Annotated in this window: 16 protein-coding genes; 8 read left to right on the top strand and 8 right to left on the bottom strand. The window is 70.7% G+C overall.

All coding sequences use genetic code 11. The features are described from left to right. The 8 genes from ACWIGU_RS29355 to ACWIGU_RS29320 all read right to left on the bottom strand — a co-directional run bounded on the left by ACWIGU_RS29355 (position 1) and on the right by ACWIGU_RS29320 (position 10711). Positions 1-2385, bottom strand: coding sequence for a beta-N-acetylglucosaminidase domain-containing protein (locus tag ACWIGU_RS29355; protein ID WP_454404711.1), 2385 nt, complete (start codon positions 2383-2385; stop codon positions 1-3). Between the two features lie 63 nt (positions 2386-2448). Continuing rightward, complete coding sequence (locus ACWIGU_RS29350; protein WP_454404862.1) at positions 2449-3717, bottom strand: alpha-L-fucosidase; 1269 nt, start codon at positions 3715-3717, stop codon at positions 2449-2451. Then, positions 3717-4736 (bottom strand): ABC transporter ATP-binding protein, encoded by a 1020-nt coding sequence (locus tag ACWIGU_RS29345; protein WP_454404710.1) that lies wholly within the window; start codon positions 4734-4736, stop codon positions 3717-3719. Before ACWIGU_RS29345 ends, ACWIGU_RS29350 begins: the two co-directional genes overlap by 1 nt. After that, on the bottom strand, positions 4720-5796 hold the full coding sequence (locus ACWIGU_RS29340; RefSeq protein ID WP_454404709.1) for an ABC transporter ATP-binding protein: 1077 nt from the start codon (positions 5794-5796) through the stop codon (positions 4720-4722). The genes ACWIGU_RS29345 and ACWIGU_RS29340 overlap by 17 nt, the downstream gene beginning before the upstream one ends. Then, a complete protein-coding gene (locus ACWIGU_RS29335) occupies positions 5793-6800 on the bottom strand; it encodes an ABC transporter permease (protein WP_454404708.1) in 1008 nt (335 codons plus the stop codon). Before ACWIGU_RS29335 ends, ACWIGU_RS29340 begins: the two co-directional genes overlap by 4 nt. Further along, positions 6797-7873, bottom strand: coding sequence for an ABC transporter permease (locus ACWIGU_RS29330; RefSeq protein WP_454404707.1), 1077 nt, complete (start codon positions 7871-7873; stop codon positions 6797-6799). The genes ACWIGU_RS29335 and ACWIGU_RS29330 overlap by 4 nt, the downstream gene beginning before the upstream one ends. A gap of 7 nt (positions 7874-7880) precedes the next feature. Further along, positions 7881-9578, bottom strand: coding sequence for an ABC transporter substrate-binding protein (locus tag ACWIGU_RS29325; protein WP_454404706.1), 1698 nt, complete (start codon positions 9576-9578; stop codon positions 7881-7883). An 86-nt stretch (positions 9579-9664) separates the two neighbouring features. Further along, positions 9665-10711: a LacI family DNA-binding transcriptional regulator gene (locus tag ACWIGU_RS29320; RefSeq protein ID WP_454404705.1), complete on the bottom strand. Its 1047-nt coding sequence runs from the start codon at positions 10709-10711 to the stop codon at positions 9665-9667. A 198-nt stretch (positions 10712-10909) separates the two neighbouring features. Here ACWIGU_RS29320 and ACWIGU_RS29315 point away from each other — a divergent pair, with 198 nt between their 5' ends. From ACWIGU_RS29315 to ACWIGU_RS29280, 8 genes are all read left to right on the top strand, one after another. Continuing rightward, the gene (locus ACWIGU_RS29315) at positions 10910-12151 is read left to right on the top strand and encodes a glycoside hydrolase 5 family protein (protein WP_454404704.1); all 1242 of its coding nucleotides are present in this window, start codon (positions 10910-10912) and stop codon (positions 12149-12151) included. A gap of 50 nt (positions 12152-12201) precedes the next feature. Further along, a complete protein-coding gene (locus tag ACWIGU_RS29310) occupies positions 12202-14238 on the top strand; it encodes an endo-beta-N-acetylglucosaminidase (RefSeq protein WP_454404703.1) in 2037 nt (678 codons plus the stop codon). 105 nt (positions 14239-14343) lie between these two features. Further along, positions 14344-15198 carry a TetR family transcriptional regulator C-terminal domain-containing protein gene (locus ACWIGU_RS29305; RefSeq protein WP_454404702.1) on the top strand — a complete coding sequence of 285 codons (855 nt, stop codon included), beginning with the start codon at positions 14344-14346 and terminating at the stop codon, positions 15196-15198. Between the two features lie 57 nt (positions 15199-15255). After that, the gene (locus ACWIGU_RS29300) at positions 15256-16176 is read left to right on the top strand and encodes a 3-keto-5-aminohexanoate cleavage protein (protein ID WP_454404701.1); all 921 of its coding nucleotides are present in this window, start codon (positions 15256-15258) and stop codon (positions 16174-16176) included. A gap of 2 nt (positions 16177-16178) precedes the next feature. Continuing rightward, positions 16179-17147, top strand: a complete 969-nt coding sequence (locus ACWIGU_RS29295; RefSeq protein ID WP_454404700.1) for a 3-hydroxyacyl-CoA dehydrogenase NAD-binding domain-containing protein — start codon at positions 16179-16181, stop codon at positions 17145-17147. Then, a complete protein-coding gene (locus ACWIGU_RS29290) occupies positions 17144-17620 on the top strand; it encodes a thioesterase family protein (RefSeq protein ID WP_454404699.1) in 477 nt (158 codons plus the stop codon). The genes ACWIGU_RS29295 and ACWIGU_RS29290 overlap by 4 nt, the downstream gene beginning before the upstream one ends. A gap of 188 nt (positions 17621-17808) precedes the next feature. After that, entirely contained in the window at positions 17809-19794 is a 1986-nt protein-coding gene (locus ACWIGU_RS29285) for a hypothetical protein (RefSeq protein WP_454404698.1), read from the top strand. Further along, complete coding sequence (locus ACWIGU_RS29280) at positions 19791-21290, top strand: branched-chain amino acid ABC transporter substrate-binding protein (RefSeq protein ID WP_454404697.1); 1500 nt, start codon at positions 19791-19793, stop codon at positions 21288-21290. Before ACWIGU_RS29285 ends, ACWIGU_RS29280 begins: the two co-directional genes overlap by 4 nt. Positions 21291-21350: the final 60 nt, after the last annotated feature.

Below are 21350 nucleotides of genomic sequence, written 5' to 3'. Positions count from 1 at the left end.
TCAGCTGCGCGCCCTGCCGTACACCTCGACCTCCGCCATGTTCAGCTCGACGGGCTTCTCGCTGGCCAGCCACACCCGCACATAGCGGCCGTGTGCCGTCACCGGGATCGCCGTCGGGCCGCCGGCCTGCGCGCTCTCGTGGTGGGACCACACGCCGGGCTTGGTCAGCTGGTCGGCGAGGGTGCCGGTGAAGGGCTCGTCGGAGACCAGGACGTAGTAGTCCTTGGTGCGGTCCGCGCAGCAGTCGCTGCGGTTGTAGACGTCGACGCGCTCCAGGTCGGCGACGGAGCCGAGGTCGACCTGCCACCAGGGCTGCGCCTCCTTGCCGCTGGTGGTCGAGAAGTTGAAGCGGTCGCCGTCGGCCGCCTTGGCCGCGCCGAACGGGAACCCGCCGTCCCACGCGTAGTCCGAGCTCTGCTTCGTGTCCTTGTTCAGGGCGAGCTGCCGCAGCGGCTCGAGGCCCTTCGAGGCGTCGTGCAGGTCCTGGACCCGGCTGACGAAGTCGCCGAGGAACGGGTCGGCGATCTTCACGGGTCCTGGCTGGTGGTGCTCGGCCGGGTCGATGGTGATGTGCGAGGCGGCGTCCGCGGCCTTGTCCATCGCGGCGCGCTCGCCGGCCGCCTTGTCCGCGTCATGGGCGTCGATGGCCTTCAGCGCGGCGAGACCGTGCCCGAGGGCCTTGCCCCACAGCGCGGTGGAGTCGAGCCAGGGCCCGGCGTCGTGCAGGAACTGCTGGTCGGGCACGCCGGCGCGGAGGACGGCCGGGGTTCGCCCGATGTTCGCCGCGGTGGGCGTGAAGGAGCGGATCGCGGCCGCCGGGTCGCTCTCGTACGCCTTCCAGAACTTCTCGAGCTGCGCGCTGAGGATCGGCGACTGCGGCTGCCACGGCTTGGCGCCGAACGTCGGTGCCATGTGGTTGAGGTCGACGAAGGTCTGTACGGCGTCGGCGACGCGCGGGTCCCCGCCGGCGAGGTGCAGCGCGGACTGCCGGGCGGAGCGGGCGCGGTCGTAGCCGCGGTCGTTCCACGAGAAGTCGGACATGGTGAAGACGGCGAGCTTGCTGGCCGCCTCCTGGTTCATCGGGTTGGAGACGAGGCCGCTGAGATGCTCGGACAGTCCGGGCTCGCGCTTGTCGTAGGGGGCGAGCAGGAGGCGACCCGAGGTCCGGCCGAAGTCGTTGACCGGGTAGTTGTCCCAGACGAACACCTTGCGCCCGAACAGCTCGGACGCCTTCTGGGCCTGGTCGTTGGTGATCTCCGGCGGGACGACGTCCGTGCCGGTCCACATGACCTCGATGTCCTTGTCGAGGTTCCCGCGGATCTCCTGCTTGTACGCGGTGTCGGTGAGGTCGCCGTACTCGGTGGGCACCATCTGGAGCGGGTTGGCGCCGTCGTGGGTGGCGATGAAGTCCTGCTGGACGGTGTTGAGCAGACCGACCTGGGCCTTCGCGGCGGGGCCGCGCCCGGGGGCGCCGAACTTCTGCTGGTCGGCGTCGCAGTTCCACTTGGTGTAGCTGATGTCGTCGAGCGGCACGGAGAACGAGCGCACGCCCAGGTCGTAGAGCGCCTGGAGCTTCGCGGTGAGGGCCTTCACGTCGGCCGGGTCCGAGTAGCAGACCGAGCCGCCGGGCGACACGGCGAAAGTGAAGCGGACGTGGTTGGCGCGGGCCCGGTCGACGAGCGTGCCGAGCTGGGCGAGCTTGTCCGCCGGGTACGGCTCGCGCCACTTGTCGCGGTGGTACGGGTCGTCCTTGGGCGCGTACACATAGGTGTTGGACTTGACCTCACCGAGGAAGTCCATCTGGTCCAGGCGCTCCGCCTCCGTCCAGGGCGGTCCGTAGAAGCCCTCGATGGAGCCGCGCAGCCGCATGGACGGGAAGTCGGAGACGGACGCCCCCGCGATGTTCCCCTTGGTGACGAGCTGTCCGAACGTCTGGGCCGCGTAGAACTGGCCGGTCGCGTCGGTGCCGCCGAGCGCCACGGTCCGTCCCGCGACGCGTACCGCGTAGCCCTCGTCCTGGGTGGGGACGTCGGTGCCGCGCAGGGCTTTCGCCACGTCGGGGCGGGTGGCCGGGCCGAGGAGCACGGTCAGGGGCGCGTGCCCCGACGCCTTGGTGCGGACGTCGACGTGGCTGACTCCGTGGGCGCGCAGGGTGGCGGTGAGGAGGTCGCGGGCGGGCTGGTCGGTGGTGTCGTCCACGACGAGTTCGGCGCGCGAAGCGAGGGAGATGTCGGCTCCGGCGCGGGTCATGTGCTGCGGGGTCGGCGAGACGACGGGCAGGGGCCGGTCCGTCGTGTGCGCCGATACGGGCGGGACGGCCGCGGCGGACGCGGCGACGAACAGGGTGGCGACGGAACAGGCGTGCAGGGCTCTTCGGGCTGCCATGGGGCTCTGCCTCCGAGATCGGTGTCTGTGTCGGTCGGTCGAGGGGGGTGGAGTGCGGGTGCGTCAGTCGCGGGTGTGTTCGCGGTACAGGTCGAGTTCGCCGTCGAGTTCGAGGGCGACGACCGTGCACAGGGGGTCGAGCTGGTCGTCGGTGACGTACAGGTACTCCCAGCCGGGCACCTCGCCGAGCCCGCCGACACGCTCGTGGCGGACGTCCGTGCCGGACCCGAGGACCCGCGCCGAGCGAACGGCGTTGCGGACACCGCGCAGCACGACGTACTCGTTGGGCCGGTCGAAGAGGAACAGGTACAGGGTGCGGCGGTCGGCGGAGAGGGTGGAGGGGCCGTAGAAGTGGCCGTGGGGCAGGCCGCGCACGGCGCTGCGGACGGCGGGCCGGTGTTCGGCGATCCACTCGCCGAGCGCTTCGAGGCGCTCGGCCTGCTCGGGCGGGATCGTGCCGTCGGCCTTCGGGCCCACGGCGAGCAGAAGGTTGCCTCCCCCGCCGACGGTCTCGGCGAAGACGCGGACCAGCTGACGGGGCGACTTGTGGTGGTCGTCCTGCGGCTGGTACCCCCACGAGTCGTTGACGGTGAGGCAGAGCTCCCAGGGGCCCTTCGGCGGTTCGACGGGCACACCCTGTTCGGGAGTCGCGTAGTCACCGTGTCCGGTGAGGCGCCCGTTGACGACGGTGTGCGGGCTCAACTCCTTGATGAGTTCGGCGAGTTCGGCCATGCGCCACTGCTCTGGGCTGCGCTCCCATTCGCCGTCGAACCAGAGCAGGTCCGGCTGGAAGAGCCCGAGGAGCTCGCGGACCTGGGCGCGGTGGAAGGCGAGGAAGGCGTCCCAGCGCTCGGGTGACTCGTCACCGACGGCGGGCATCGAGTACGGGTTGCCGCGGTCGTCCGCTTCCTGCCTGTCCGGCCCGTCCGGCCGGACCGTGGCGTAGTCCGGGTGGGACCAGTCGAGGTGCGAGTAGTAGAGGCCGACCTTGAGGCCGCGGCGGCGCAGCGCGTCCACGTAGGGGGTGATGAGGTCGCGGGCGGCCGGGGTGCGCCTGACGACGGACAGGTCGTTCGCCCGGGTGTCCCACAGGGCGACTCCGTCGTGGTGCTTGGCGGTGAGGACCGCGTACGCGGCGCCCGCCTCGACGAACAGGTCGGCCCAGGCGTCCGGGTCCCACTTCTGCGCTTCGAACCCGTCGAGCTGCGCCATGTAGGTGTCGTACGGGACCTGCCCGTTGAAGAAGGACCAGGACTCGGCGACGCCGTCGACGCTGTAGATCCCCCAGTGCAGGAAGATGCCGAGCTTTCCGTCCGTGAACCAGGGCTGCATCATCGGTAGTTCTCCTCGTCGTAGCTCCAGCAGTGCACCCACTGTCCGTCGTCGAACCGTGTGCGCGGCGGGAACGCCGTGGCGCACACGGGTTTCGCGAGCGGGCAGCGCGGGTGGAAGCGGCAGCCCGTGGGCGGGTCGACGAGGCTCGGGGGTTCGCCGAGGGTCTCCTCGTCGTCGACGACCTCGGCCTCGTCGAGGAGCCCGCCGTCGCGGTCGGGGTCGGGTGCGGACTCCAGGAGGAGCCGGGTGTACGGGTGCCTGGGCTGTTCCACGACGCCGTCTGCGGGGCCCGACTCCACGAGCTGGCCCGCATACAGGACCTTGATCTCGTCGGCGAAGTAGCGGGCGCCCGCGATGTCGTGGGTGATGTAGAGGATCGCGAGGCCCTCGTCGTCGCGGAGCGTGCCGAGGAGGTTCAGGATGTCGAGGCGGATCGACACGTCGAGCATCGAGACGGGTTCGTCGCCGAGGAGGACCTTGGGGCGGGCGGCCAGGGCGCGGGCGATGGCGACGCGCTGGCGCTGGCCGCCGGAGAGCTCGTGCGGGAACTTGTCGATGAACTGGTCGGCGGGGGTGAGGTTGACCCGGTCGAGGAGGTCGAGGATCTGCCGTTCGAGATCCGCGCGCCCGGAGGCGTGGCCGTGCAGCTGGAGGGGCCGGCTGAGGATGTAGCGCAGGCGGTGCACGGGGCTGAGCGAGGAGAACGGGTCCTGGAAGACCATCTGGACCTGGCGGTAGTAGGCGCGTTTGCCTCGTGCCGTGCGGGCCTTCTTGACGGGGGCGCCGTCGAGACGGATCTCGCCCTCGGTGGGCGGGTAGGCGAGGGCGAGCATGCGGGCGAGCGTGGACTTGCCGCTGCCGCTCTCGCCGACGAGCGCGGTGATGCGGCCTGCGTGCAGGGCGAGGCTGGTCGGCTCGACCGCGTGCACCTCCTTGCCGTGTCGGCCCGGGCCGTGCAGCGGGAACCTCTTGACGACGTCGCGTGCTTCGAGGACGGGTTCAGCGGGTGCGGGCATGGTGGTCCTCCTCGCCGCGTACGGACTGGTGCAGATGGCAGGCGGCCTCGCCGGCGCCGAGGGCGAGGAGCGGCGGCGTCGTGTTGTCGCAGGGTGCGAAGCGGCGGGCGCAGCGCGGGTGGAAGGCGCATCCTGCGGGCAGGGTGCGCAGTCCGGGCGGGGAGCCGGGGATGCCGGTGATCTCGCGGCGCGGCCCGTGCAGCGGCGGGAAGGCGCCGCGCAGCGCCTCGGTGTACGGGTGCCGCGGGTCGGTGTAGAGCTGTCGTGCGGGTCCCGTCTCGACGACCTTGCCCGCGTACATGACGGCGATCCGGTCGGCGATCTCGATGAGCAGGGACAGGTCGTGCGTGATGAAGATGACCGAGAACCCCAGCTCCCGCTTGAGGCGGGCGACCTGGCGCAGGATCTGGCGCTGCATGACGACATCGACGGCGGTCGTCGGCTCGTCCATGACGACGAGGTCGGGCTCGCAGGCGAGGGCGAGGGCGATCGTGGCGCGCTGCCGCATGCCGCCGGACAGCTCATGGGCGTACGAGCGCAGCCGGTCGGCGGGGATGCCGACCATGCCGAGAAGTTCTCCTGCCCGCTCCCAGGCCTCGCGCTTGGACAGGCCGTGGTGGCGGCGCAGGACGTCGGCGAACTGGTTCCCGAGGCGCAGGACGGGGTTGAGGGCGTTCATCGCGCTCTGGAAGACGATCGCGATGTTCTCCCAGCGCAGATGTGCCAGTTGACGTTCGGTCAGGCGCAGGATGTCGGTGCTCTCGGTGCCGTCGTGGCCGTGGAAGACGACCGATCCTGCGGTCGTGACGGCCGGGGGCCGCTCGAGCCGGGTCATGGCGGTGACCAGGGTGGACTTGCCGCAGCCGCTCTCGCCGACGATGCCGAGGGTTTCGCCGCGGCGCAGAGTGAGGTCGACGCCGCGTACGGCGTGAACGGGGTCCTCCTTGTCGAAGTAGTCGACGTGGAGGCCTCGGACGGTGAGCAGGGGTGCGCGGTGCTCACTTCGGTGATCGGTGCTCTGCTCCGGGAGCGGTGACTGCGGCGTGGTGCTGCTGCTCATGACGCGGCCTCCTGAACGGGCGCGGGCTTACCGGCCGTGGGCCTGGCTCCGCCGGTCTCGTCGGACCCGCCGCCGGCGGCCGCGTGCAGCCGGGCGGCACCGGCACGGGCGCGTACCGCCTTGGAGGGCTTGCGGAGCCGGGGATTGGACACTTCGTCGATTCCGAAGTTGATCAGGCCCGCGGCGACCCCGATCAGGGCGATGCACGCACCCGGTGGCACGAACCACCACCAGGCGCCCCGGGTCAGGGCAGCACCGTTCTGCGCCCAGTAGAGCATCGAGCCCCAGCTCGTGATGTTGATGTTGCCGAGCCCCATGAAGGAGAGACCGGCGTCCGCGAACATCGAGCCGACGACCGCGCCCAGGAAGCTCACGGAGATGATCGGCGCGAGCGACGGGATCAGCTCGCGGGTGATGACGCCCCACCTGCTCTCCCCCGTCATCTCGGCCGCGGACACGAAGTCCCGGTGGCGGAGCGACAGTGTCTGCGCCCGCTTCTGCCGCGCACCCCACGGCCAGGCCGTGAGCCCGATGACCAGGGCCACGGTGAGCCAGCCGCCGCGCCCCTGCACATAGCTCGCCACGATGATCAGCAGCGGCATGCCGGGGATGACGAGGCAGACGTTGGTGGCGGCGGTCAGGAAGGAGTCGGCGCGCCCGCCCAGATAGCCGCCCGCGACCCCGACGAGGACGGAGAGCGTGGTGGTGATGACGCCCGCCACGAGCCCGACGAGCAACGAGATCCTGCTGCCGACGACGAGCTGGGCGAAGACGTCCTCTCCGGTGGCCGTGGTCCCCAACAGGTGCTTTGCGGAAGGGGGTTCCATGGCCTGCGAGGTGTCGACATCGCTGGGCGAGAGCCCCATCACGTGCTGTACGACGAACGGGCCGAGCAGGGCGAGGAGCGCGAAGAAGACGAAGATCGCGACGCCGATGCGGACCTTGGGGTTCGCGGGCAGCTTCAGGCGGCGCAGGCTGTGCTTTGTACGGACCGATGCGCTCATGAGCGGGCCTCCCTCGCACGCGGGTCGATGAGCCCGTACACGGAGTCCGCGATGAAGTTCGCGGCGAGCACGGAGAGCGACACGATCAGGAACAGGGCCTGCATCAGCGGGTAGTCGACGCTGGAGACGGCCTGGTAGAGGAGGTATCCGACGCCCGGATAGGCGAAGACGATCTCCACGAGGAGCTGCCCGCTGACGACGGTCCCGATGGTGAGCGCGAATCCGGCGACGCTCGGCAGGACGGCGTTGCGGGCGGCGTACTGGAACATCACGCGCGCCTTGGAAAGGCCCTTGGCGCGGGCGAGCAGCACATAGTCCTCGGAGACGGTCGTGACCATCATGTTCCGCATGCCGACCAGCCAGCCCCCCACCGACGCCGTCACCATCGTGAGCGCGGGAAGGATGCCGTGCTGCAGGACGCTCGTCAGGAACGGCCCGTTGAAGGCGGGCCGTATGTCGCCGTCGTACCCGCCGCCGGTCGGCAGCCAGCTGAGCTGCACCCCGAAGACGAGGACGAGGATGAGGGCGACCCAGAAGAACGGCAGCGACCCCATGAACATGGACGCGGGCGTCATGAACGAGTCGAAACGCGATCCCACGCGGGAGCCTGACACGACGCCGGCCGCGGTGCCGAGGACGAAGGACACGACCGAGGTGAGGCCCACCAGGCCGACCGTCCAGGGCAGCCCGGTGCGGATCACTTCCCACACGGGGGTGGGGTAATAGGCCACGGATATACCGAAGTTGAAGTGCAGGACCTGATTCAGATACGTGACGTACTGGTCCCAGAGCGGCTCCCCCGGCATCCCGAACAGCCGGTAGATGGCGTGCACCTGGTCACCGGAGAGCGTCTGCTTCTGCTGCATCTGCGCGATGAGCGCGGAGGCGGGGTCGCCCGGCATCAGGCGCGGGATGAGGAAGTTGAGGGTGATGGCGAGGGCTGCGGCCACGGCGTAGAAGGCCAGGCGCCGCAGGAAGTAGCGAGCGGCGCCGAACCTGGCGCTCCTGGGGCGGCGGACGGGCCTGGGCGCGACGGCTGTGGCGTCCACCGGGCCGAGGGCGGGAACGGTCATGGCGTCATCAGCCCTTCGCGGGGCGCAGGTTGAGCAGGATGCTCATGGAGTCGATCCCGCCGGCCCAGGGCGCGGGCTGCGCGTACGGGTCCTCCGCGGTCGGCCAGCCGGTCCAGTTCTTGCTGTTGTACTCGCTGGAGACGCCGATGGTGATCAGTGGTGCGGCGGGCACGTCGTCGACCATCATGCCCTCGAGCTCGCCGGAGATCTTCTTGATCTCGGCCTGGTCGCCGGTCTCCCCCAGCTCCTTGATGAGCGCGTCGGCCTTCTTGCTCTTGTAGTGGCCGTAGTTGGTCCACACGCCCGCGTTTCCGCTCCAGAGCATGTCCTTGAAGTAGTTGTACGGGGTGGAGTAGAAGACCGCGCCTCCGATCAGGACGTCGAAGTCGCCCTTCTTGCGCTTGACGTCCATCTGCGAAGCATCGGTCGGCTTGACCGACACGTTCACACCTGCCTTCTTCAGCTGGCTGGCCACGACCTTGTCGAACTGGACGGCGTCGCCCCAGGTGGAGACCTCGATGATGCTGAAGCTGAGCTGCTTGCCGCTGCTGTCGACCAGCTTGCCGTTCTTCCTCGTGTAACCGGCCCTCTTGAACTCGGCCAGCGACTTGGAGAGTTCAGCCTTCGGCTGCTCGGCGTCCGTGTACTTGGCGTCGATCCACTTGCCCTGGGTCTTGGAGTCGAGCCCGGTCAGGTTGAGCGTGTTGAACATGCCCGGGTTGGAGATGTCGAGCAGCTGGGTGCGGTCGACGGCCAGGGAGAGGCCGCGGCGTACATGCACATCGGTGAACGGCTTCTTCTGGTGATTGAAGAACATGTACTGCCCGCCGTAGGTGGGGTACCAGGCGTGGTGGTTCTTCGGGTCCTTGGAGATGTACTGCTTCTTCACGTCGGGCACGACCCCGCCGCTCCACTCCACCTCCCCGCTCAGCAGTTTGGGCACCTCGGAGGCCTGGGTGACGACGGGTGCCTTGACCGTCTTGACCGGGATGTTCTTCTGCTTCCAGTAGTTGCCGCGGGCCTGGAAGGTGAGCTGCTGGGCGCTGTACTGCTTGAGCTTGTAGGGGCCCGAGCCGACCGGGTTCGGGTTGGTGTACGTCTTGCCGTTCCGGCCCTGCCACTCCTTCTTCGGTACGGGGGTGATCCCGCCGATGGAGTCGAGTTTCGAGTAGGCGGGCTTGTCGAAGGTGATCTCGAGCGTGTGGTCGTCGGCCGCCGTCGCCTTCTTGTAGTCGAAGGCCCAGCTCGGGGGCAGCTTGTTGTCCCGCACGTAGTCCATGGTGAAGACCACGTCGGCGGCGGTGAGCGGGGAGCCGTCCGACCAGTTGGCGCGCTTGTCGAGGTCGATGGTGATCTTCTTGCCGCCGTCGGACCACGTGTACTTGGTGCCGAGCCACGGCTTGAACTCGCCGCCCTTGAGGATGTTGAAGTCGAAGAGCGCCTCGTACTGGAAGCCGAAGGTGCCCTGCGTCGCCGTCAGGGAGAAGGGGTTGAAGTTCCGGGTGATGGTGGTGCCCGAGAAGCCCAGGTTCGCGGTGAGGGACGAGGCGCCCGCCCCGCCGGTGGCCGTGGGCGTGGCCGAGCAGCCGGTGGCGGCGAGTGCGAGGGCGACCGCTGCGAGGGTGCCGGTTCTGAGTGCGTGGGTGCGGGACCGGGTCGTGGGGGTGGTGGCGTTCGTGCGGCGGATGGCCTTTGTGGGGTTCATGGGGACCTGAAACCTCCGGGACGAGGGGTCGACATCGTTGTCCGAGCGCGGTGCGTGTGGGGGGCGGCGCAGGCGGTGGGTCCGGTTCAGGGCGCGGCGGCGGTGCTGCCGCGCTGTTCGAGATGGGGCAGTTCGTCTTCCACGCGCAGGGCCGGTCCGCCGTCGAGCAGGGCGAGCAGCTCCTGCGCGGCCCGCCGGCCGAACGCTGTCGTGTCGCGGACGAGCGCGGTCAGCGAGGGGTGCGCGGTGCGGCACAGGACGGAGTCGTCCCAGGCCACGATGGAGAGCCGGTCCGGCACGGGGATGCCGCGGCCCGCGGCGACGGCGAGCCCGGCGACGGCCAGGACGTCGTTGTCGTAGACGATGGCCGTCGGCGGGGCGTCGGACGCGAGGACGCGGCGCGTGACCTCGGCGCCCTCGCTGTCCGAGTAGTCCGTGGTGATCGACCGGACGTCGGTGAGGCCGCGGCGCTCCGCCTCGGTGCGCAGCGACTGGATGCGGCGCCGCGTGTGGGCGAGGTCGGGCAGGCCGGCGATGTGCACGATCCTGCGGTGTCCCAGGCCGTGCAGATGACTCACGATGGACGCCATCGCGCGGGCGTCGTCGGCCCACAGGTTGGAGATGCCGGGGTGTCCGGTGCCGTCGTCGCCGGGCGGCAGGGAGCCGATGACGACGGCCGGCAGGCCGAGTTCGTCGAGGAACGGCGGCCGGGGGTCGTCGGCCCGCGGGTCGACGACGAGGACACCGTCCACCCGGCGCTCGGCCCACCAGCGCCGGTAGGCGTCGCACTCCGCGGACAGGTCCTCGACGACCTGGAAGAGCAGGCCGAGGCGGCGCCCGGCGAGCACCTCCTGGATGCCGGAGACGAGCTGGAGGAAGAACGACTCGACACCGAGCGTGCTCGCCGGGCGGGCCAGCACGAGGCCGACCGTGGCCGCGCCCTCGCCCGACAGGGCGCGCGCCGCCGCGCTCGGCCGCCAGCCGAGCTGGTCGGCGACGCGGCGGACCCGGTCCCGGGTGGCTTCCGAGACACCGGGCCTGCCGTTGAGCGCGAAGGAGACGGCGCTCTCGGACACGCCCGTGCGCAGCGCGATGTCCTTGATGGTGGGGCGTCTGGCGGGGGTACGCCGCATGGCTTGGCTCCTGGATCCGCTTCGCCGGACGGTTCGCACGGCTGGCTAAAGCGCTTGAGTGCGGTGGAGACTAAAGCGCTAAAGCCGCCTCGGCAAGAGGGCCCGTAAAAATCTTCGGGAACTGCGCAAAGGGTGGATGCGAGCGAGGAGTTGAGGGCAGACTGCCCGGGATTCGATTCCGATAGCCGGGAGTCCGCGATGCGTTTCGGCGCCAACTACACGCCCAGCCAGGGGTGGTTCCACCACTGGCTCGACTTCGACCTCGACGCCGTGCGCGCCGACCTGGACGCGATCGCCGCGCTGGGCCTCGACCATGTGCGCGTGTTCCCGCTGTGGCCCGTCTTCCAGCCCAATCGCTCCCTGATCAGACCGCGGGCGGTCGAGCAGCTGGTGGCGCTCGCGGACGCGGCGGGCGAGCGCGGCCTCGACGTCAACGTGGACGGGCTCCAGGGGCATCTGTCGAGTTTCGACTTCCTGCCCGCGTGGACGCGGACCTGGCACCGCCGCAATATCTTCACCGACCCCGACGTCGTCTCGGCGCAGGAGGACTATCTCCGTACACTCGCCTCCGCGCTCGCGGACCGGCCGAACTTCCTGGGAATGACGATCGGCAACGAGATCGCTCAGTTCGCGGCGGGCCCTCCCCATCCGGACCCGGACCGCATCACCCCCGAGCAGGCGGGCAGTTGGCTGGAGCGGGTCCTCGCCGCGTGCGAGGAGGGGGCGCCGGGGCTGCCGCATCTGCACGCCGAGTACGACGCCTCCTGGTACCAGGACGACCAGCCGTTCACCCCGGCGCACGCGGCGCGGCTCGGCGCGATGACGGCGGTGCACTCCTGGGTGTTCAACGGCACGGCGCAGCGCCACGGCCGCAGCGGCCCGGCGACCTCCGGGCATGCCGCGTATCTGGTCGAGCTGTCGAAGGCGTGGGCGCTCGACCCGCGGCGTCCTGTGTGGCTCCAGGAGGTGGGCGCGCCGCAGCCGCTGATCCCGGCCGAGTACGCGGCCGCGTTCACGGAGGCCACCGTCGAGGCCGCCCTGGACTGCCCGGATCTGTGGGGCGTCACGTGGTGGTGCTCGCACGACGTCAGCCGCGACCTCGCCGACTTCCCCGAACTCGAGTACTCCCTTGGTCTGTTGACGAACGACGGCGAGGTGAAACCGGCCGGCAAGTCCGTGTCCGCGATCGCCGCGCAGTGGCGGGGGCGCGAGCACGCGCCGGCTCCGCGTACGACGGCCCTGATCGTGGACGCGGGCGACGAGGACCGGGCACCGCACCGCTCGGCGTGCGCACCGGGCGGTCCTGTCTTCGAGGCGTTCACGCGTCTGACGGCGGACGGGGCGCGTCCGACGACGGTCCTGGCGGGCCTCGCGGACGACGCGGGGCACCTCGCGGCGCGCGGGATCACCGAGGTCGTGACGGTTGACAACGTTGCCTGACCCCCGCCTCCGCCCCTGAACCCGTCCCCGCCGCCTCACCGGAGTTGCCCATGGATGACGACCGCTCCCCCGTGCGCCCGTACATGCACGGCTACGACGCCGCCGCGCTCAAGAGCTGGAGCCCCGGGACCGACCGCTGGGCGCGCCATTTCCGCTCCCGGGTTCCGCTCGCGCCGCGCATCGCCCCGTTCCCCGCCACGCAGGCGCACCCGGACCTGGCGACGGGCCCGCGGCTCATGAATCTGACCTACGACTACGACGACGCCTTCTTCACGGCCCGCAAGTACGGCGACGCTTTCGCGCGCCGCCTGCTGCGCTTTTGGCAGTACTCCGACCTCTACGGCTCCTGGCACGGCCTGCCCGTCGACGGCTCGCCCGCGGACGACCCCGCGCACGGCCTGGTCAACCTGCCCAACCCCGCCTACACGGACGCGGCCCATCGCAACGGCGTGCGCAGCCTGGGCTGCTGGTTCTGGCCGCGCTCCGGCGACTTCGAGGAGTATCTGGAGCAGCGCGCCGACGGCTCGTTCCCCGTCGCGGACAAGCTGATCGAGATGGCCGCGTACTTCGGGTTCGACGGCTACTTCATCAACCACGAGGCCGAGACGCCGCCCGGCCAGGCGTCACGGCTCCACGCCCTGCTGCGCTCACTGCGGGAGCGTGCCCCGGAGGGTTTCCATGTCCAGTGGTACGACACGATCACGCCGGACGGTCACCTCGACTACCTCAACCACCTCAACGCGGACAACGCCCCGTGGCTCGACGTGGCCGACAGCTTCTTCGCGAACTACTGGATGACCCCTGAGGGCGTCGAGACGTCGCGTGCGACGGCCCTGAAGCTGGGCCGCGACCCCTACGCGACGGTCTTCCACGGCACGGAGAACGAGCAGTTCGGATTCGACCCCGAGTACGACCCGCGGCTGCTGTTCCCGCCGGGGGAAGCGGCGCGCACGAGCTGGGCCCTGTTCGGTTCGCACTTCGTGAAGGAGCTGGCCCCTCACCACGACGACCCGGACGCCGAACAAGAGGTGTTCCGGCGCGAGCGCCGCTACTGGTCGGGGCCGCACCAGGATCCCACCCGCAGCGGCCGCCTCCTCCCCCACGACCGGGAGACCCTCAACGACCGGGAGACGCCGCGCGACCGGGACGACCACCGGGCATGGGACGGCGTGGCACACCACATCACGGAACGGTCGGTCATCGGCTCGTTCCCGTTCGTCACCCGCTTCAACACCGGTCACGGGCGCGCCTTCTTCCTCGACGGACGGCGGGCCTCGGACGGCGACTGGCACAACGCCTCCGTCCAGGACGTGCTGCCGACCTGGCAGTTCTGGACGCGGTCGGAAGGTACGGGTGCAGAAGGTACGAGCGCCGGGGGCACGGGTCCAGAGGGTGCGGGCGCCCCTCTGTCGGTCGACTTCGACCATGAGCTCGCGTACGACGGTGGGTCCTCGCTGCTGGTGTCGGGTCCGCTCGGGCCGGGCGGCGCGACGACGGTGCGCCTCTACAAGACGGCGCTGACCGTCACCGGGCCCGAGCGCCTCGCCGTGACCGCGCACGGCACGGACGGCGCGGACCTTGAAGTGGGGCTGCTGTTCCAGGACGCGCCCGGCACCTTCGTCTGGCTCGCGGCGGGGTCGGCGGCCGGCTGGCACACGGCGACGCACGGGCTCGGCCCCTTCCAGGGACGGACGATCGCGGCCGTCGGCCTGCGCGTGTCGTCCCGGCCCCCGACCCGGTGCGCGATCCGGGTCGGTGAACTCGCCCTGCTCGGAGCCGAGTTCGCACCACCCGCCCCGCCCGAGGACTTCACGGTCGACGAGGTGCTCACGGACGGAGAAACGGCCCACGCCTTCCTGTCCTGGCGCCTCGCCGGGCACAGCGTCGTCCACCACTACGACCTGCTGCGCGACGACGACGGGAGCTGGCTCGGCCGGATCTACGACGACGTGTACTGCCTGAGCCTTCCCGCGCCGCCCGCCACGTCGGAGACCGTCACACGGCTGCGGCTCGTGGCGGTCGCGCCGGACGGGTCCCGGAGTGTGCCCGCGACGGCGGAGGCCCACTGGTCCCCTAGCGCGCATTGAGCTGCTGACTGATGCGCCAGTCAGCAGCTCAATACATAGACTGATCTGTATCTATGTGCGGTCACGTGTTGAGATCTGCTCAACACACGGTTAGGGTCGTCGACCGTGGAGCACAGTGACGAGAACCGAGACGAGGTCGCCGCCCGGGTGCGGGAGGTGATCACCGCCGCCGGGGTGAGCCAGCGCGAGTTCGCCCGGCGGATCGTCATGGACCCCTCCAAGCTGTCCCGGTCCCTGAGCGGCACGCGCCGCTTCACGGCGGCCGAGCTGGCCCGGATCGCCGACGAGGGGCAGGTGGACGCGGGCCGGCTGCTCGGCGCGCGGCACCGGCCCCCGGCCCGCCCGGCGGGCGGCGCCGTCCCCGTCGAGGGCGGCCGCCCCTCGCAGATCGTGCGCGAGACGGTGCGCCTGATCGCCGAGCGCGGCTTCCACGCCGTACGGGTCTCCGACATCGCCGAGGCCTGCGCGACCAGCACGGCCGCCATCCACTACCACTTCCCCGGCCGCGCGGAACTCCTCGAGGCGGCCGTGCGGTGGTGCATGGACGAGGACACCGCCCACCGGGCGGCGCGCACCGCCGACGCGGCGGACCCGGCCGATGAGCTTCGCCAGCTCATCGCGCTCCAGACGCCGCGCACCGCGCAGCAGCGCAGGCAGTGGGCGGTGTGGCTGGACCTGTGGGCCGAGGCGGCCCGCTCCACGGCGGTCGGCGACCTGCACGCCGAGTACTACCGGCAGTGGCGCGAGACCGTCGCCGACGTGGTGCGGCGCGGTGTCGCCCGGGGTTCGTTCAGACCCGTCGACCCGGAGGCGGCGGCGCTCGCGCTGACCGCCCTGATCGACGGCCTGGCCACCCAGGTGCTCGCCACTGCTCCCGGCACCGACGCCGAAGCGATGCACACGGCTCTGCTCGCGTACGTCGACAGCACCCTGACCGCGCCCGCCCCGCCCATGAACTGACTCACCCTCACATCCCCTTCCCCCCAACGGCCTTCGGGTCCAAGGAGCGATGTCCGCATGCCCATGAACCAGGACGTCATCATCACGGCCGCCCTCACCGGCGCCGGCGACACCGTCCGCAAGAGCCCCCACGTGCCGGTGACCCCCGAGCAGATAGCCCGCTCCGCGGTGGAGGCAGCCGACGCGGGCGCCGCCGAGGTCCACATCCACGTACGCGACCCCGAGACCGGAGCGCCCTCGCGCGACCCGCGGCTGTACCGCGAGGTCGTCGAGCGGATCAGGGAGACCGGCACCGACGTCGTCATCAACCTCACCGCCGGAATGGGCGGTGACCTGGTCATCGACCCGGACGAGCCGCTCAAGCAGCTGCCCGGGACCGACCTCGTCGGCGGCCTCGAACGGCTCCCGCACGTCGAGGACCTGCTCCCCGACATCTGCACCCTGGACTGCGGCTCCCTCAACTTCGGCGACGGCAGCAACCTCTACGTCTCCACGCCGGACATGCTCCGCGCGGGTGCCCGGCGCATCCAGGAGCTGGGCGTGCGGCCCGAGCTGGAGATCTTCGACACGGGGCACCTCTGGTTCGCCAAGCAGCTGCTCGCCGAGGGCCTGCTCGACGACCCGACCGTCTTCCAGCTCTGCATGGGCATCCCGTGGGGCGCTCCGGCCGACCCGGGCGTTCTCCAGTCGATGGTCAACATGCTGCCGGAGGGCGCCCAGTGGGCGAGCTTCGCGCTCGGCCGGATGCAGATGCCATGGGTCGCGCAGTCCGTCGTGCTCGGCGGGCACGTCCGCGTCGGCCTGGAGGACAACCTCTATCTCGGCAAGGGCGTCAAGGCCACCAACGCGCAGCTCGTCGAGCGCGCCGTGACGATCGTCGAGGCGATGGGCGCCCGCGTCGCCACCCCGGACGAGGCCCGCCAGAAACTCGGCCTCAAGCCCCGCACCCCGTCCGCCGCCCAGGAAGGAACCGCCTGATCATGATGTCGACCGAACCCGAGAACGTACGCCGTGTCGCCTGTGTGGGCGCCGGTGTGATCGGCGGCGGCTGGGTCGCCCACTTCCTGGCCCGTGGCTACGACGTCACGGCCTGGGACCCGGCGCCCGACGCGGAGGTGCGGCTGCGCCGCCTCGTCGACGCCGCGTGGCCCGCGCTCACCCAGCTGGGCCTCGCGGACGGGGCGTCCACGGACCGACTCACGGTGACCGCCACCCTCGAAGAGGCCGTGGCGGACGCCGAGTTCGTCCAGGAGAGCGCCCCGGAGAAGCTGGACCTCAAGCGCGATCTGCTGGCCCGTCTGGACGCCGCGACGCCGCCCGGGGTCGTCGTCGCCTCGTCCACGTCGGGCTATCCGATGACGGACATGCAGACGGACGCGGAGGGTGCGGGCCGCCTCGTCGTGGGGCACCCGTTCAACCCGCCGTATCTGATTCCGCTGGTCGAGGTGGTCGGCGGCGAGCGGACCTCGGCCGAGGCGGTGGCGTGGGCCTCCCGCTTCTACGAGGTGGCGGGCAAGTCCGTCATCACGATGGACCGCGAGGTGCCCGGCTTCATCGCCAACCGCCTCCAGGAAGCCCTGTGGCGCGAGGCCCTGCACATGGTCGCCAACGGCGAGGCCACGGTGAAGGAGATCGACGACTCCATCACCGAAGGCCCTGGCCTGCGCTGGGCGTTCATGGGCCCGATGCTGACGTTCGCGCTCGCGGGCGGCGAGGGCGGCATGGCGCACATGCTGGACCACTTCGGCCCCTCGCTGAAGTCGCCGTGGACCCGGCTCGAAGCCCCTGAGCTCGACAAGGCGCTGTACGACTCAGTGGTCGCGGGCTGCGACGACGCGGCGGCCGGGCGGACCATCGCCGACCTCGTGGCCGAGCGCGACCAGGGCGTCATCGACGTACTGCGCGCGACGGGCCGCCTGCCCCGCGCCCGGAAGGAGGCCGGACAGTGACCTCGCTGCCGCTGCATCACTGCACCGTGCGCGCCGAGTGGATCGACTACAACGGCCATATGAGCGAGGCGTTCTACGTTCTCGTCTTCGGGCACGCCACCGACGCGCTGATGATCGAGACGGGCCTGCACTCCGGGTACCGCGAGTCCACCGGCTGTTCCCTGTACACGGTCGAGTCGCACCTGCGCTATCTGCGCGACGTCCCGGAGGGGGCGGCCCTCGCCGTCCGAACCCGGGTCCTGGGCGCGGCAGCCAAGAAGGCCCGCTTCACCCACGAGTTGTACGTCGTCACGGCCCCGGGCACCGCGCCGGCCGAGGACGCGCGGCCGGTCGCCACGACGGAGCTGCTCGCCGTGCACGTCGACCAGAAGGCGGGGCGCGCGGCGCCGTTCCCCGACGAGGTCCGCGAGCGCTTCACCGAGCTGACCGAACCGGCCCCGGACTGGGCGGGACGGTCCATCGCGGAGGTGTAGACGCACGATGACGACCCGCGCCCCGGCCCGTGGGCGCGGGTCGTCGGGACACCGGCGTCGGCCTGTTACGTGTAAAGATCAGCCAACTCCGCGGGAAACCTGAATACTTGACGTCACGGAGTGCCTCCTGTGGCATTCTCGCTGCACTGATGCCCTGCAGATCACCGAGATACGAGGGAGCAGGGGCCGTGACGGAGCACTCGGCAGTCACCGGCGTGCGAGGGCGCGGTGGCATCGTCTCGCTCGTGGAGTCGACGCTCGCGCTCGACCGCGACGCGGAGCGTCCGCTGACCATGCTGCTCGGGCCACGCGGCAGCGGCACCAGCGAGCTGCTGTGCGTTCTGATGGAGCAGTTCGGGACCCAATACCCCTTCGGATACGTCAAGTTCACCTCGGGCCAGGAGCTGCTGCCGCGCTACGCGCTCGGCCTGCTCGCCCGGCAGCTGGCCCGGAATCTGCCGAACTACCGGCACACGGCGTTCCCGCGCCTCGCCCTCGGGCTGCTCGCCTCCGACCAGGACCTCCCGCACCAGGCCCTCACCGGCGGGCAGCGCGGCATCAGGGGCGCCCTCGCGGACCTGGAGAAGAAGGCCAAACAGCAGCACGGCGACTATCTGGCCGCCTATCTGACGGTCGCTCAGGCCTCGATAGACGCACCCGAAGGGGCGAGCCGCAGCGCACGTACGCTGCTGGCCGCGGCGACCGACACCTCCGCGCGGTCCTGGGCCGGGCGCTGGGATCACTCGACCGCAGCCTGGTTCGGACAGCACCGCCTCACCCACAGCTCCGACCCGTGGGAGTCCTTGCTCGAACTCAACCGCTGGCGCCACCAGGGCGACGAGCGCGACAAGCTCCGGCTCGACCAACTCCTGTGCTCCGCCTTCCTGGAGGACCTGCGCACCTGCGTCAAGGGGCTCTTCCGGCCGCGCTCGTACCTTCTGCTGCTCGACGAGACGCACACCGACCACGGCCGTGAGTTCCTCGATCTGCTGCTCCAGGCGCGGCACGACGACACCGTCCTCGGCCGCCGGCCGTGCGACCCGCTGTCCGTCGTCGCGGGCTGCAACCGGTGGCTGCCCCGCTGGGGCCCGGCGACCGGCGAGGAGTGGCCCTGGCGGCCGCGCGAGCCCGACCGGGCCTCGCTCGCCGACTGGCACGAGCACCGCCCCTCCGGGGACGCCCAGGACACCTGGTGGTATCCGCTGCGCATGCGCGACCTCGACCGCGACGAGGTGCGCATCCACGTGGAGCAGCAGCTCAACACGCACCCCGAGCTCACGCCGTTCACCACGCTCGCGCCGTTCGTCCACCGGCTCACCGGGGGTCTTCCCAAGGCCGTCCAGCAGGTCTTCGAAGTGCTCGGCGGGCCGAACGTGCCCCAGGTGCCCGGCCCGCAGCAGAACCTCTGGCTGCGCGACCTGCCGCACCGCACCGTGTCGGCCGGGGGACGCAAGCCGCTCCTCGTGGACGCCGCGCTCGACGACCTGCTCGCCGACTTCGACGCCGCGGACCGGGACCGCCTCGCCCAATGCGCCGCCGCCGACGACCTGTTCGTGGGCGCGCAACTGCTCGGCCGCGGCGCGGAGCTGTTCACCGACATCCGCAGCCGCTGGCTGCTGAGCGCTCCCGGCACCCTGTCCCTCCATCCCTGGCTCCGGCGGATGCTGCTGTGGCACCTGGCCGGGCGGGCCGGCGCCTGGGACACCGCGCACGAGGTCCTCGCAGAGCATTACGCGAGCGGGGAACAGCGCGTTCAGGAGCTCTACCACCTTCTCGCGCTGGAAAGGGTCGACGAGGTCGCCGAGTACCTCGTGACCCTGCGCAACACGGCACAGACCGAGGAGTGGCTCAGCGCCTTCCACACCATCACCGCGGCCCCCAACCGGCTTGCCCACCCCGGCGGCCCGCTGGAGCTGCGGGCGCGGCTCGCGCCGTCCGACCCCGGCGACCAGGTGACCGTCCCCGCCGTGATCCGGGACCTGGTGGTGGCGCGCTGGCTGTGGAGCGATCCGCTCACGGATCCCGGCAGGCAGCTCAGCCCGGTCCTCGCCGACGGCTTCGTGCACCTGTCCCGACTGTGGAGGAACTACAACGTGGCTCTGGTCAACGAGGCGGAGCGCTACCGGCTCACGACACCCACCCGTACGTCGCCGATGCTCGGGAGCGGGACATGAGCCCGCTGACCCTGCCGCGGTGGCGCGAGTGGTCGTGGCGGACGGTGAAGCTGGTCGCGGCCGGCCTGGCGCTCGCCGTGGTGCTCTCCGTCGCCGGATTCGTGATCGTCGACAAGGTCGCGGACGCCCGCGCCCGCTGCGCCGACGGCGTGACGCATCTGGACCCGGACCGGGAGTGCGTCGGAGTCACCGACGGCTCGTACGCGTTCGCCGGACATCTCGAGCGGGTCGAGAAGAAGATCGAGGAGGAGAACAAGCGGGTCTACGACCACCGCGGCACGGACCCGTACGTCACCGTCGCCTACCTCACCTCCTTCACCGTCACCGACGACGACAGCAACTCGGAGGACTCCGTACGGCACGAGCTCGAAGGCGCCTATCTCGCGCAGATCCGGCACAACACGGGCGACCTCGCCGCGTCCCCGAAGATCCGGCTGCTCGTCGCCAACACCGGCAGCAACGCGCGTCATTGGGAGCACACGGTCGACCTGCTGATCGCCCGCAAGAGCGCTCCCGACCGGCTCGTCGCCGTGGCGGGCCTCGGCCCGAGCACCGGCCCGAACGTCGAGGCGCTGCGCACACTGTCGGCGAACGGCATCGCGACGGTCTCCAGCATCATGACGGCGACCGACATCAAGGGCATACAGGGTTTTGTGCGGGTCGCGCCGACCAACGCGGACGAGGCGCGGGCGGGCGCCGCTTACCTCAAACGGCAGAAGAACAAGTACCGCACCGCCGTCGTCATCCAGGACGCCGACAAGGACAACCTCTACGCGTCGACCCTCGGTGACGCGTTCAGCACGGAGTATCCGGACAAGGACCACCGCCTCGTCGCGGACCGGATCACCTACGACTCCTCGGTGTCGTCGGCCTGGCCCAACGAACTCCACTACACCGCGGAGCAGTTGTGCGGCGAGCGGCCCGAGGTGGTCTATTTCGCGGGGCGCGGACGTCATCTGTCGCACTTCCTGAACGCGCTCGCCAACCGGACCTGCCAGTCGCGGGACTTCACGGTGCTCACCGGTGACGACACGACGAACCTGACGCCCAAGGAACTCGGCGCCGCCGCGCGCACCGGCGTGACCATGCTCTACACGGGCCTGGCCCACGCGGACATGTGGCGCAACGACCCGGGCGCGGTGTCGGGCCCGTCGGCCGGCAGCTTCCAGCCGGGCGGCACCCTCGACAAGTGGTTCCCCGGCGACGCCCGTTACGACGGCCAGGACATCATGGGCCACGACGCCGTGCTCACCGTGGCGCAGGCCGTCCGGATGGCGTCCAACTGGCAGGGAGAGGTGACGGGGCGCTCGGTCGGCCGGATGTTCCTCCAGCTCGACGGGGACCGCAAGGTGCCCGGGGCGAGCGGCTTCCTGTCGTTCAAGGACAATGGGGACCCGCGCGACAAGGCGGTCCCGATCCTGCGGCTCACACCGAAGGGCGAGTCGGAACTGGTCGACGTGTCGGCGCCGGGCGGCAAGCCGGCCACGGGAGGGTAGGTTTCCACCGCAGTCAACCCGGCTTATTCTCAAGGGTGTTGAACAGGCCGACCCCGGAGC

The sequence above is a fragment of the Streptomyces sp. NPDC055400 genome (assembly GCF_053644375.1).
This window is presented reverse-complemented; position numbering and strand designations above follow the sequence as displayed.